Origin of the sequence: Rhodococcus xishaensis (assembly GCF_004011825.1) — a bacterium.
In the GTDB taxonomy this organism is placed as follows: Bacteria; Actinomycetota; Actinomycetes; order Mycobacteriales; family Mycobacteriaceae; genus Prescottella; species Prescottella xishaensis.
Genome location: NZ_RKLO01000005.1, coordinates 15,305 through 27,977, shown reverse-complemented (window position 1 = coordinate 27,977; position 12,673 = coordinate 15,305). Strand labels below are relative to the sequence as shown.

12 protein-coding genes are annotated in these 12,673 nt (G+C 67.0%); all 12 read left to right on the top strand.

Annotated elements, in window-relative coordinates:
* The first annotated feature begins 10 nt into the window (after window positions 1-10).
* The 12 genes from EGT50_RS12280 (at window position 11) to EGT50_RS12225 (ending at window position 12,551) form a co-directional block, all read left to right on the top strand.
* On the top strand, window positions 11-250 hold the full coding sequence (locus EGT50_RS12280) for a MarR family winged helix-turn-helix transcriptional regulator (RefSeq protein ID WP_127954961.1): 240 nt from the start codon (window positions 11-13) through the stop codon (window positions 248-250).
* A 25-nt stretch (window positions 251-275) separates the two neighbouring features.
* Complete coding sequence (locus EGT50_RS12275) at window positions 276-857, top strand: hydrolase (RefSeq protein WP_127954960.1); 582 nt, start codon at window positions 276-278, stop codon at window positions 855-857.
* 15 nt (window positions 858-872) lie between these two features.
* On the top strand, window positions 873-1,553 hold the full coding sequence (gene mftE / locus EGT50_RS12270; RefSeq protein WP_127954959.1) for a mycofactocin biosynthesis peptidyl-dipeptidase MftE: 681 nt from the start codon (window positions 873-875) through the stop codon (window positions 1,551-1,553).
* An 82-nt stretch (window positions 1,554-1,635) separates the two neighbouring features.
* Window positions 1,636-3,033, top strand: a complete 1,398-nt coding sequence (gene mftF, locus EGT50_RS12265; protein WP_127954958.1) for a mycofactocin biosynthesis glycosyltransferase MftF — start codon at window positions 1,636-1,638, stop codon at window positions 3,031-3,033.
* Between the two features lie 38 nt (window positions 3,034-3,071).
* Entirely contained in the window at window positions 3,072-4,514 is a 1,443-nt protein-coding gene (gene mftG / locus EGT50_RS12260; protein WP_235870732.1) for a mycofactocin dehydrogenase MftG, read from the top strand.
* A gap of 70 nt (window positions 4,515-4,584) precedes the next feature.
* Window positions 4,585-5,877, top strand: coding sequence for a sigma-54-dependent transcriptional regulator family protein (locus EGT50_RS12255; RefSeq protein WP_127955285.1), 1,293 nt, complete (start codon window positions 4,585-4,587; stop codon window positions 5,875-5,877).
* A gap of 83 nt (window positions 5,878-5,960) precedes the next feature.
* Window positions 5,961-7,484: an aldehyde dehydrogenase gene (adh, locus tag EGT50_RS12250; protein WP_127954956.1), complete on the top strand. Its 1,524-nt coding sequence runs from the start codon at window positions 5,961-5,963 to the stop codon at window positions 7,482-7,484.
* On the top strand, window positions 7,484-8,026 hold the full coding sequence (locus tag EGT50_RS12245) for a DUF779 domain-containing protein (protein ID WP_127954955.1): 543 nt from the start codon (window positions 7,484-7,486) through the stop codon (window positions 8,024-8,026). The genes adh and EGT50_RS12245 overlap by 1 nt, the downstream gene beginning before the upstream one ends.
* Window positions 8,027-8,155: 129 nt before the next feature.
* Window positions 8,156-9,610: an ethanolamine permease gene (gene eat / locus EGT50_RS12240; RefSeq protein ID WP_127954954.1), complete on the top strand. Its 1,455-nt coding sequence runs from the start codon at window positions 8,156-8,158 to the stop codon at window positions 9,608-9,610.
* Window positions 9,607-11,013: an ethanolamine ammonia-lyase subunit EutB gene (locus tag EGT50_RS12235; RefSeq protein ID WP_127954953.1), complete on the top strand. Its 1,407-nt coding sequence runs from the start codon at window positions 9,607-9,609 to the stop codon at window positions 11,011-11,013. Before eat ends, EGT50_RS12235 begins: the two co-directional genes overlap by 4 nt.
* Window positions 11,010-11,762, top strand: a complete 753-nt coding sequence (eutC, locus tag EGT50_RS12230) for an ethanolamine ammonia-lyase subunit EutC (protein ID WP_127954952.1) — start codon at window positions 11,010-11,012, stop codon at window positions 11,760-11,762. The genes EGT50_RS12235 and eutC overlap by 4 nt, the downstream gene beginning before the upstream one ends.
* A 108-nt stretch (window positions 11,763-11,870) precedes the next feature.
* Window positions 11,871-12,551 (top strand): YoaK family protein, encoded by a 681-nt coding sequence (locus tag EGT50_RS12225; protein WP_127954951.1) that lies wholly within the window; start codon window positions 11,871-11,873, stop codon window positions 12,549-12,551.
* Window positions 12,552-12,673: the final 122 nt, after the last annotated feature.

Genomic DNA, 12,673 nt, shown 5'->3' with positions numbered 1-12,673 from the left:
GCCTGATGGCATGCCCTCCGAGCGGGTGCGTCCGCAGTCGATGGCAGCAACGCTCGCGGTGCTCGATGAGCGGGGTCTCGTCCAGCGCCGCCCCGATCCGAACGACGGACGTCGGCAGTTGATCTCGTTGACCGACGAACGCCGAGAGTTCTTCTCCTACAAACAGCATGCAGGCGACGAATGGCTGACCCGATCGCTCGACGAACGCCTCTCCGAGGAGGATCCACAGGCCCACTCGCCCCGGCCCTGAACCTCGGACCACGAAGGAGAACCCCATGGCTGTCACGACCCTCGACCCCACGACCGCCCTGGTCCTGATCGACCTGCAGCGCGGAATCGTGGCCACACCAACCGTTCCGCACACGGCCGCCGAAGTGATCTCCCATTCGGTCGCACTGGCTGACGCATTCCGGTCGCACGGCCTGCCGGTTATCCTGGTCCGCGTCACCGCAGCGCCCGACGGCTCGGATTGGGCCCCGGGGCGGACGGACGACGGAATCACTCCGGGTGACCGACCCGAGGGCTGGGACGTTGTCATCGACGAACTCTCCGGGTACGACAGTGACATTCGAGTCACCAAGCGGAACTGGGGTGCGTTCTACGGAACCGATCTCGACCTGCAACTGCGTCGCCGCGGCGTGACCCAGATCGTGCTGGGTGGAATAGCGACGAGCTTCGGCGTCGAGTCCACCGCCCGTTGCGGGTACGAGCACGGCTACCACGTCACCCTCGCCACCGACGCGATGGCCGACAGGACGATCGAGGGACATCGCGGCAGTGTGGAACGGATCTTCCCGCGACTGGGTGAAACCGGCACGACCAGTGAGATCCTCGCTCTGCTCGCCGAGAGTCGCTAGCCCTATCATCGACCGATGGATCTCGCCCGCACTCCTTGGCCGGACGTGCCGCGCGACGAACTCACGGTCGCGGTCCCGGTCGGCTCGTTGGAACAGCACGGCCCGCACCTGCCGCTGGACACCGACACTCGGATCGCGGCGGCGGTGGTGGGTGCCCTCACGGGCGTAGCGTGCGCATCCGCCATCGAGTACGGCGCCAGCGGCGAGCATGAGGGATTCCCAGGCACGATTTCACTGGGCAGTGCGGCGCTCGAGTTGCTGCTCGTCGAGTACGGACGGTCGGCGTGTCGTTGGGCTCGGCGTGTCGTATTCGTCAACGGGCACGGCGGCAACGGTCCCGCGCTGGTGAAGGCCGTCGACCTGCTGCGGTACGAGGGGCGGGACGTTGCCTGGATTCCGTGTGCGGTGCCCGGCGGCGATGCGCACGCCGGACGCACGGAAACATCCATGTTGCTGCATCTTTCGCCGGAAGATGTCGCGATGGACCGCGTGGAGGTCGGGAACAGGGCCCCGATCTCCGAATTGATGCCGCGGCTACGGGCAGGAGGTGTCCTCGCGGCCACGGCCAACGGTGTCCTCGGCGATCCAAGGGGTGCCTCGGCCGAAGAGGGCCGGCGGTTGTTCGATGATCTGGTCGATCGCGCCCGTGAGGCACTCTCGGCCTGGGCCCCCCTGGTGGACGGGAGACTGATGTGACGGGTCTGGTGATCGGCCGCCCGTGTCCGGAATTTTTCCAACAAGGTCTGCCTACCTGCCCCGTCAGCTTTACCATCATGTGATGCACGATGCTCGACTGCCCGACGGGTTCGGGATCCGGATCGACCCCATGGTGCGCTCCTACTCCGGCGGCCGCGTTCTGATCGGTGGGTCCCCTACCCGCATGCTCAAGCTCGCGCCTGCCGCTGTCGACATGATCGGCGACGGCTACCTCGAGGTTGTCGACTCACGAACAGCCGTTGTTGCGCGGCGACTGCTCGATTCCGGGGTGGCGAACCCGCGGCCTATGGCCACCCCGTCGCCGAGCGATGTCACCGTCGTGGTGCCGGTTCGGGACAACGTCGACGGAATCGCGCGTTTGATGCCCGTGCTCCGGGGGCTCGAGCTCGTCGTCGTCGACGACGGTTCCGCGAATCCGCTCGAGCTGCCGGACCTTCCCGGGTGCACCGCGCACGTGACCCTTCTACGTCACGACCGCTCCCGCGGACCGGCCGCGGCACGGAACACCGGATTAGAGGCGGCGAAAACGCCTTTCGTTGCCTTCCTGGACTCGGACGTGGTTCCTCAAACGGGGTGGCTCGAACGCATGCTCGGGCATTTCAGCGACCCCTCGGTCGCGCTCGTGGCACCGCGAATCGTTGCCCTCGAGCCGGACGGCGCGATGCTCGCTCGGTACGAGCACGCGCGCTCGTCGCTCGACCTGGGCCGCAAGGAGGCCGCGGTCCGTTCGGGCAGCCCGGTCTCGTACGTACCGAGCGCTGCAATGCTCGTGCGTCGCGAGATCCTGGTGGATACCGGTGGCTTCGACGAGGCTATGCGCGTCGCCGAGGACGTCGACCTGTGCTGGCGGTTGCAGGAGTCCGGCTGGCGCCTGCGCTACGAGCCTGTCGCTCACGTCGCGCACGATCATCGCGTCTCGTTCGGGAAGTGGTTCACCCGCAAGGTGTTCTACGGAACCGGAGCAGCCGAACTCGCGGCACGGCACGAAGGTATGGTCCCGCCGATCGCTATGTCCAAGTGGACGCTGGCGTCCGTGCTGGCCGTCGCGAGCTGTACCCGAACCGGGATCCTGTCAGGGCTGGTGACTTTCCTGATCACCGTGCTGCGGCTACGCCGCACGTTCGCCGACCTCGATCGGCCCACTCGCATCGCCGCGATCCTCGCCGCACGTGGTTTCAGCAGCGGCGCGTGGCAGGTCGCGTCGGCAACGTGCCGGTCGTACTGGCCTGTCACCCTGCTCGCTGTTTTGTTCTCACGTCGGATCAGGCGCCTGGTCGTGGCAGTCGCGATCACCGAAGGCGCGGTGGACTGGGCGACACATCGAGAACCCGGTGGGCTCGGGCCGATCCGGCACACGATGTTCAAGCGCCTCGACGATGTCGCCTACGGTGCAGGCCTGTGGCGAGGGGTGATCCGGGCCCGGGACCTGCGGGCGCTCAAGCCGCGCCTCGGTAGCTGACCGTGGGGTCGGCCGACGGGTTCCCGGAATCTGCAGACGTGGCCATCGTGGGCGCAGGCTCGTGCGGGAGTGTCCTCGCCGGTCGGCTGAGTGAGGATCCCGACCGCCACGTCGCGCTCGTCGAATCCGGCCCGGGCCATCGTATTCCGGAGGAATTTCCACCTGACCTGATCGACGCAGGTGTGCTTCCTGTGGGCCCGGACAGTCGCTGGACCTGGCCCTACCCGGTGGAATTGACGAGCGGTCGATCCGGGTGGATCGCGCGTGGTCGGGTACTCGGCGGATCGGGCGCGGTCAACGGGGGTTACTTCGTGCGGGCTCGAGTCGAGGATTTCGGTGACTGGCCGGCGTCGTGGTCGTACGAGCAGGTGCTCCCGTTCTACCGGGCAATCGAAGCCGATGCGGACTTCACCGGACAGTGGCACGGGACGGACGGCCCCATTCCGGTTCGGCGTGAACAGCCGGAGGCATGGCATCCGATCAGCAGTGCGTTCGCCGATGTCGCGCACGCTGCGGGCCATCCCGACGACCCCGACAAGAACGCACCCGGTTCGAACGGTATCGGGCCGGTGCCGTTGAACATCCGCGACGGAGTCCGCGTGGGGCCGGCATCTGCCTACCTGATCCCCAATCTCGACCGGCCCAATCTGACCGTCCGGTCCGCCACGACCGTTACTCGGGTCCTGTTCTCGGGCACACAGGTCACGGGGCTCGAGGTCTCGACCGACTCCGAGGTGCGGATGATCCGTACCTCGGCGGTGATCCTCACGGCCGGTGCCGTCGCGACACCGCACCTGCTGATGCTCTCCGGCATCGGAGATGCCGACCACCTCGCCGCCCTGGGTATTCCGGTGGTCGCGGACCTGCCGGAGGTCGGTGCGGAGTTCACCGATCATCCCGAGGTCGTGGTGCCCTACCGCTACCGGCGGCCAGTGACACGAACTCGGCAGACACCGGCCTTACAGGTGGCCCTCAACGACGGCGTGATCGAGATGCGCCCTTATACAGCGCCGTTCGGTGACCTCATCCCCGGGGCGGGGGTCGGCAAACCGTGCCTCGGTGTGGTTCTGATGCGTCCGCGCAGCCGTGGTGAGATCCGTCTGGTCTCGGCCGACCCTGGTGACATCCCGCGGGTGTCCTACCGCTATCTCGAGTCGGCCGACGACCGGCGGGCCCTGCGTGACGCGGTGTCGCACGCGGCGGATCTCATGCATGCCGGGCCGATGAGCCGACTGCTCGAGCCCGAGCCGATCGAGCTCTCGGACGCCTGGCTTGCTGATCACCTCGGCACATCGCTACACCTGTCGGGGAGCTGCCGGATGGGCCGCAGCGAGGACGACTCGGTGGTCGACGAGCGGTGCCGCGTCCACGGCGTCGACGGGTTGTTCGTCGCCGACACGTCCATCCTTCCGACCGTCCCCAGCCGCGGACCCCACGCGACCGCGGTCATGGTCGCAGAGCGTGCCAGCACCTTCTTGTGACGGGCGTTACAGTGGCCTCGTGAGCTGGCCTCGCGAGCTCGAGACGATCGGCACGCGAACGGAGGTGTTGATGACGATGCGGGAACCCGCACCCAATCCGTGGATCGCGGTGCGGCCAGGCGAGGACGTCGGCCTGCTCGCCGAGCGGACCTCCGTCGCGCACCAGTCATTCGTCGAGTCGGCCGGGGCTGATGCGGCCGTACGGTCCGTCGTGCGCGACTCGTGGCTGCGCAGCCGCGGGAACGGCGTAAACCCCGACGGGCCCGACGACTCGGTTGCGCTGGGCGGAATCGAGCTCGAGAGGTACCGCAAAGCGCACCAGCTCGCGGCCATACGTCCGGTGGTGCGACGCCTGCTCGTGGACGATGCCGTCGACTCGGGGCTTCTGGTCGCGATCAGTGACGATCGGGGCCGGCTGTTGTGGGTCGAAGGCGATGTCGCCGCGAAGGACCGCGCGCTGCACATGAATTTCGTCGAGGGCGCCGACTGGAGCGAGGACCGGGTAGGCACCAATGCACCGGGTACCGCCCTCGAACTCGACCACGGGGTGCAGATCTTCGCAGCCGAGCACTTCAACCGGGCGGTCCACGACTGGAGTTGCTCCGCTGCCCCAGTTCACGACCCGGTGACCGGCCTCATCCTCGGGGCCATCGACATCACCGGCGGTCCCCGCGTCGCGACGCCGGAGGCGCTGGCGCTGGTTCGGGCCACGGTCGCTGCCGTCGAGGCCGAACTGCGCGTGCAAGCGCTCATAGCGCCGCCGATCGCGTCGGGTCAGGCTCGGCTCGAGGTTCTCGGCCACGGACGTCCGGTGCTGCTCCTCGACGGGGAGCGGCTCGAGGTGTCCCGGCGGCACGCCGAGATCCTGGTGTTGCTTGCCGAGCACCCGGAAGGGTTGACGGCCGATCATCTCGCCGTGCTACTCGACGAAGGCGAACTCGACACGGTGACGGTGCGGGCCGAGATGTCGAGGCTCCGTAGGGTGTTCGGGGCCCATCGCCTAGGTTCGCGGCCCTACCGGCTGCTGGCTCCGTTGGAGTCCGACCTGTCGGATGTGCGTGCGCGCCTCGACCGTGGCGACGTGGAATCGGCCTTGCGCCTGTACGAGGGGCCGGTCCTCGCGGGGTCGGATGCGCCGGGAATCACCGAGATACGCGAGGACTTGTGGGCTCGGGTGCAGGCCACGGTGCTGCGCTGCGGCGACCAGCGTGTGCTGGCGTCCTGGACCACTTCGATCCACGGGCGCCTGGACCGCGATTCCTGGGTCGAATACCTGTCGACGCTCGATAGTCGTTCGCCGCTGCATGCGCAGGCGGTCGCACACCTGCGCACGCTCGACCGTCGGTTCGGAGCCCACTTGTGACCGTGTTTGCAACGTGGTTGCAACGTTTTCCCAACTAGTGTCGAGAATCACATTGAGTGTGACTACACAGACAGGAGACTTCGATGACCGTGTTTGCCCGTCCGGGTTCGTCCAACGCACTGATGGCCTTCGAGTCGCGGTACGGGAATCTGATCGGCGGCCAGTGGGTGGCCCCGGTGAAGGGTCAGTACTTCGACAACCCGACGCCGGTCACCGGTGAATCGTTCTGTGAGATTCCTCGTTCGACGGCCGAGGACATCGAACTCGCGCTCGACGCCGCGCACGCCGCCGCTCCGGCTTGGGGCAAGACGTCGGCGGCCGAGCGTGCCGTCGTTCTCAACAAGATCGCTGACCGGATCGAGGAGAACATCGAGAAGATCGCGCTCGCCGAGTCATGGGACAACGGCAAGCCGATCCGGGAGACGCTCAACGCCGACATCCCCCTCGCGGTCGACCACTTCCGGTACTTCGCCGCCGCCATTCGTGCGCAGGAGGGTTCGCTGTCGGAAATCAACGCCGACACTGTCGCCTACCACTTCCACGAGCCGCTCGGCGTGGTCGGTCAGATCATTCCGTGGAACTTCCCGATCCTGATGGCCACCTGGAAGCTCGCGCCTGCCCTCGCGGCCGGCAACGCCGTGGTCCTCAAGCCGGCCGAGCAGACCCCGGCGTCGATCCTTTACCTGTTCAGCATCATCGGTGATCTGCTGCCGCCCGGCGTCGTGAACATCGTGAACGGATTCGGTACCGAGGCGGGCAAGCCACTCGCGTCGAGCCCGCGGATCCGGAAGATCGCGTTCACCGGCGAGACCACCACGGGCCGACTGATCATGCAGTACGCGTCGCAGAACCTCATCCCGGTGACGCTCGAACTCGGCGGCAAGAGCCCGAACATCTTCTTCTCCGACGTCCTCTCCGCCGCCGATGCCTTCCAGGACAAGGCGCTCGAGGGGTTCACGATGTTCGCCCTCAACCAGGGTGAGGTGTGCACCTGCCCGTCGCGCTCGCTGATCCAGGAGGACATCTACGACGAGTTCCTCGAGATGGCAGCAATCCGCACCAAGGCTGTGCGCCAGGGCGATCCGCTCGACACGGAAACGATGATCGGTGCGCAGGCATCCAACGATCAGCTCGAGAAGATCCTGTCGTACATCGAGATCGGCAAGGGCGAAGGCGCCAAGATCGTCACCGGTGGTGAGCGTGCCGAACTCGGTGGCGACCTGTCGGGCGGCTACTACGTACAGCCGACGATCTTCACCGGCCAGAACAAGATGCGGATCTTCCAGGAGGAGATCTTCGGCCCCGTCGTCTCGGTCACGTCGTTCAAGGACTACGACCAGGCCATCGAGATCGCCAACGACACCCTCTACGGTCTCGGTGCCGGTGTGTGGTCTCGGGACGGCAGGGTCGCATACCGCGCCGGCCGCGACATCCAGGCCGGTCGGGTCTGGACGAACACGTACCACCAGTACCCCGCGCACGCGGCATTCGGTGGCTACAAGCAGTCAGGCATCGGCCGGGAGAACCATCGGATGATGCTCGAGCACTACCAGCAGACCAAGAACCTCCTGGTGAGCTACTCCGAGACGGCTCAAGGCTTCTTCTGATGGAGGGCTCTCGGGCGCCACGGCGCCTGAAGGCAACTGCCGGGGCGGCGGAGCTGCTGCGCCGCCTCGGTAGTGTCCACGGGCCGCTGATGATGCATCAGTCGGGTGGTTGCTGCGACGGTTCCGCCCCGATGTGTTACCCCGACGGTGAGTTCATCGTCGGCGATCGAGACGTGCTACTCGGCGTCCTCGATCTGCGACTCGACGTAGGGGAGACGGCACCGACCCCGCCCGATGCCGCCGCCGCGGTGCCGGTGTGGATTTCCGGCTCGCAGTTCGAGGCGTGGAAGCACACCCAGCTGATCCTCGACGTCGTCCCCGGCCGCGGTGCCGGGTTCAGTCTCGAGAGTCCCGAGGGGCTGCGGTTCCTCAGCCGTGCACGCGCCTTCACTCCCGAGGAGAACGCACTACTTGCCACCGAGGATGTCATCGACGGCGAGGGATGGGAGCGAGGTCGCAGGTACCCGGCTTCGACCGAGCCGCAGATTGTGTCTGAGGCGGTCGACGCGTGCCCGGTTCCGCGGTCGCACACTGACTCGTAACACCTTGCAGGGATTCGTATCTGGGGTTCACGTCGTTGTCACGATCCGTTGACGCGACGGGCACACATCGCACCTAACGTTCGCTGCGGCGCAACCGCGTCGCAGCGAGCGGCCGATATGGGGGACTGAATGTCTCGAGTCGAAGATTCCACGAACGCCGGAGCGGTCCAGCATCACGATGCCGCTGACTTCCACGCGGAAGACAGCAGCTATCTGGAGAAGCGAACGCTCCGTAAGGGATCGGCGGGCTGGCTGTTGTTGGCCGGCCTCGGCGTCAGCTACGTCATCTCCGGCGACTACGCCGGATGGAACAACGGGCTCGCCGAAGGCGGCTTCGGTGGCCTGCTCATCGCGGGTGTGCTCATCGCGGGTATGTACCTGGCCATGGTGCTGGGAATGGCGGAGTTGTCGTCCGCGCTCCCCGCGGCCGGCGGCGGATACACCTTCGCCCGGCGTGCACTGGGGCCGTGGGGCGGATTTGCCACGGGCACAGCCATTCTCATCGAGTACTCGATCGCTCCCGCCGCCATCGCCACCTTCATCGGAAGCTACGTCGAGTCGCTGAACCTGTTCGGGATCACCGACGGATGGTGGGTGTATCTCGCGGTCTACGCCATCTTCATCGGGATCCACCTGACCGGCGCCGGTGAGGCTCTCAAGGCAATGTTCGTCATCACCGTCATCGCACTCGTGGGCCTGGTGGTCTTCGCGATCTCCGCAGTCGGCTTGTTCGACTCGGGCAACCTCTTCGACATCGCCCCCACGGATGCGGTCGGGGCGTCGAGCTTCCTGCCGTTCGGGCTGATCGGCATCTGGGCGGCAGTGCCGTTCGCGATCTGGTTCTTCCTTGCCATCGAGGGTGTCCCCCTGGCTGCCGAAGAAGCGCGAGATCCGGAGAGGAACGTCCCGCGCGGGATCATCATCAGCATGGTCGTGCTGCTCGTGACCGCTGTCACCGTGCTTTTCCTGGCCACCGGGGCCATGGGCGCGGAAGGGCTGTCCACTTCGGGTAACCCACTGGTCGAAGCCCTCGGCGACGGCACCGCGGCCAAGGTTGTCAACTACATCGGACTCGCGGGCCTGGTCGCAAGCTTCTTCTCGATCATGTACGCGTACTCCCGGCAGACGTTCGCATTGTCTCGCGCCGGATACCTGCCGAAGAGCCTGTCGGTCACCAACTCTCGCAAGGCGCCCACCCTGGCCCTCGTGGTTCCCGGAACCATCGGTTTCGTGCTCTCGCTCACCGGCGAGGGGGCGATGCTGCTCAACATGGCCGTATTCGGTGCCGCCGTCAGCTACGTGCTGATGATGGTCAGCCACATCGTGTTGCGTAAGCGCGAGCCTGGCATGCGACGGCCGTACCGGACGCCGGGCGGCGTCGTGACCACGTCGTTCGCCCTCGTGATCGCCACGGCCGCGGTGATCGCGACCTTCCTCGTCGACCCGGTGGCAGCTCTGTGGACATTCGTCGCGTTCGCGGGCTTCATGACGTACTTCGCCCTCTACAGCCGGCATCACCTTGTTGCCAATTCGCCCGACGAGGAGTTCGCTGTTGTAGCAAGGGCGGAGGAAGAACTGGTATGACCACCTACAGCCAACAGGTAGCCGGAGTCGGGTACACATTCGACGGCCTGGTGGACCTCATGGCCAAGGCCACGCCCCTGCGAAGCGGTGACGAACTTGCCGGGTGTGCGGCTTCCTCCGACGCGGAACGTGCTGCCGCGCAGTGGGCGCTCGCCGACGTCCCTCTGCAGACCTTCCTCGAAGACCTGGTCGTGCCCTACGAGGACGACGAGGTCACCCGACTCATCATCGACTCGCATGACCGGGCCGCGTTCGGGGAGATCGCGCACCTCACTGTCGGCGGATTCCGGGACTGGCTACTGCACACCGCGGCGGGGGAGGACGCGGCGGACACCTTCCGCCGCATCGCGCCCGGCCTCACCCCCGAAATGGTCGCCGCGGTCAGCAAGATCATGCGAAACCAGGACCTGATCGCCGTGGCCGGAGCCGCGGTCGTGACATCGGCCTTCCGTACGACCGTCGGTGTACCGGGCCGGCTCGCGACCCGACTGCAGCCGAACCACCCGACCGACGACCCCCGCGGCATCGCCGCGGCCACGCTCGACGGTCTGCTGCTGGGGTGCGGCGACGCGGTGATCGGGATCAACCCGGCGACGGATTCACCACGCGCGACGAGCGAGCTGATCAACTTCCTCGACGACATCCGCGAACGGTTCGACATCCCGGTGCAGTCGTGCGTGCTCTCTCACGTGACAACGACACTCGACCTGATCCACCAGGGTGCACCGGTCGATCTGGTCTTCCAGTCGATCGCGGGCACCGAGGGCGCCAACTCCGGCTTCGGCGTGAACCTCTCCCTGCTGCGGCAGGCCGACGCGGCGGCGCGCGCCCTGGGGCGCGGCAGCGTCGGCAGCAATGTCATGTACTTCGAGACCGGTCAGGGATCGGCGCTGTCGGCGGGCGCGCACCTCGGAACCGGCGGACGCCCCGTCGACCAGCAGACGCTGGAGGTCCGGGCGTACGGGGTGGCGCGGGAGTTCGCGCCGCTGCTGGTGAATACCGTCGTCGGATTCATCGGGCCCGAGTACCTCTACGACGGGAAACAGATCATTCGGGCCGGCCTCGAGGACCACTTCTGCGGCAAGCTCCTCGGGCTGCCGATGGGCGTCGACGTCTGCTACACCAACCACGCCGAGGCCGATCAAGACGACATGGACACCTTGCTCACGCTCCTCGGTGTCGCCGGCACCGCGTTCGTCATCACGGTTCCCGGCGCCGACGACGTCATGCTCGGCTACCAGAGCCTGTCGTTCCACGATGCCCTGTACATCCGCCGGGCGCTGGGACTGCGCCCGGCGCCCGAGTTCGAGGCATGGCTGCAGCGTCAGGGGATGGCCGACGAATCCGGCCGGATCCTGCCCGTCGACCTCGCGTCGTCGCCGCTGCGGGAGTTGGTCCGATGACCGACGCGTGGGCAGAGCTGCGGAACACCACCCAGGCACGTATCGGACTCGGAAGGGCAGGCGACGCACTGCCCACCCGGCGGGTGCTGGAACTCCGAGCCGCCCACTCGGCAGCACGCGACGCCGTGCACGAGCCACTCGACGTGGAAACGTTCGCCGCGCAGATCGCGGATTTGGGGCTCGGAGCTCCCATCGTCGTGCAGAGCCGTGCCCGCAATCGCAGCGAGTACCTGCGCCGACCGGACCTCGGCCGCATCCCCACGACACTCGATTCGCTCGCCGACACCGGCGCCGAGATCGGTGTCGTGCTCGCCGACGGCCTCTCGCCCCGAGCCTTGACCGACCACGGGGCGCCACTGCTCGCCGCGCTCGTCGACGTGCTGGGGGAGCGGCACCGCATAGCGACGCCGGTGATCGCGACGGAGGCGCGGGTTGCCCTCGGCGACCACGTCGGGCAGGCGCTCGGTGTCGGCACCGTGCTCGTCGTGATCGGGGAACGCCCCGGTCTGTCGGTGGCGGACAGCCTGGGGATCTACCTCACCCATCTGCCGCGTCCGGGCCGTGCCGATGCCGACCGGAACTGTGTCTCGAACATCCATCCACCCGACGGTCTCGGCTACCAGGACGCCGCGCTTGTCGTGTCCGCGCTGGTCGACGGAGCCCGCCGGCTGGGACGTTCGGGCGTCGCGCTCAAGGACACCTCCGGAGCCGACCCGCTGGCGTCCCCTGCCCCGATCGTCGAGCTCTAGGTTCCCGAGGGCCGGTTTCGAGAACACCAGGATTCGAGAACACTGGGACGCGACTGATCGGTGCCACCGAGAAGGCGTGATGCGCGCTACCGGGGCTATCGTCCAAGCATGGCCCTGCGCAACCCCCGAGGGGTCGCAATTGTCGCATTGCTTCTGTCCGGTATGGCCGGATTCGTGGATGCGCTGGGATTCCTGACGCTCGGCGGCTACTTCGTCTCGTTCATGAGCGGCAACTCCACCAGGCTCGCGGTCGCGATGGCAGACGGCTCGTTCGTAACGGCGTTGACCGTCGCCGGAATCATCGCCCTGTACGTCCTCGGGGTGATGGCAGGGTCCCTCACAGGCCGGACCGCCGGGCCTCATCATCGCCCGACCGTCATGGTGCTGGTAACCGGGCTGCTCATACTCGCAGCTGCGGCACACGCTCTGGGTGCGACTCCTGTCGCGGTCAGCTTGATGGTGCTTGCGATGGGTGCCGAGAACGCGACCTTCGAGCGCGAGGTCGACGTGAGCGTCACCCTCACCTACATGACCGGGACGCTCGTGAAGATGGGTCAACGCCTCGTGACCGCCCTGACCGGAGGCGAACGCTGGGGCTGGGTGCGGCACTTCCTTCAGTGGCTGGCCATGGTGATCGGCGTCGTCATCGGGGCCGCTGTGTACCGGGTCCTCGGACTGAACGCGCTGTGGCTCGCGGCACTGTGGGGTGCGACCCTCGCGGGCGTCTTGTCGCGGATGCCGCCGTCCGTAGGGCGCATCGACGCCGACCGTAGCGGCGCACAGGGGTGACGGTTGACAGTGACCGGGAAGATCCGCGACGTGGAGATGCACAATTTGTCCGTCGCACTGATCGATCGGACCTGACCGTGACGCGAAAGTCTGGGACGGACTCGCTCGTACAACGATTCGCT

Coding starts and splice junctions, on each gene's coding strand:
- EGT50_RS12280 (WP_127954961.1), top strand. CDS start 11: ATGCCCTCCGAGCGGGTGCGTCCGCAGTCGATGGCAGCAACGCTCGCG.
- EGT50_RS12275 (WP_127954960.1), top strand. CDS start 276: ATGGCTGTCACGACCCTCGACCCCACGACCGCCCTGGTCCTGATCGAC.
- mftE (WP_127954959.1), top strand. CDS start 873: ATGGATCTCGCCCGCACTCCTTGGCCGGACGTGCCGCGCGACGAACTC.
- mftF (WP_127954958.1), top strand. CDS start 1,636: ATGCACGATGCTCGACTGCCCGACGGGTTCGGGATCCGGATCGACCCC.
- EGT50_RS12255 (WP_127955285.1), top strand. CDS start 4,585: ATGACGATGCGGGAACCCGCACCCAATCCGTGGATCGCGGTGCGGCCA.
- adh (WP_127954956.1), top strand. CDS start 5,961: ATGACCGTGTTTGCCCGTCCGGGTTCGTCCAACGCACTGATGGCCTTC.
- EGT50_RS12245 (WP_127954955.1), top strand. CDS start 7,484: ATGGAGGGCTCTCGGGCGCCACGGCGCCTGAAGGCAACTGCCGGGGCG.
- eat (WP_127954954.1), top strand. CDS start 8,156: ATGTCTCGAGTCGAAGATTCCACGAACGCCGGAGCGGTCCAGCATCAC.
- EGT50_RS12235 (WP_127954953.1), top strand. CDS start 9,607: ATGACCACCTACAGCCAACAGGTAGCCGGAGTCGGGTACACATTCGAC.
- eutC (WP_127954952.1), top strand. CDS start 11,010: ATGACCGACGCGTGGGCAGAGCTGCGGAACACCACCCAGGCACGTATC.
- EGT50_RS12225 (WP_127954951.1), top strand. CDS start 11,871: ATGGCCCTGCGCAACCCCCGAGGGGTCGCAATTGTCGCATTGCTTCTG.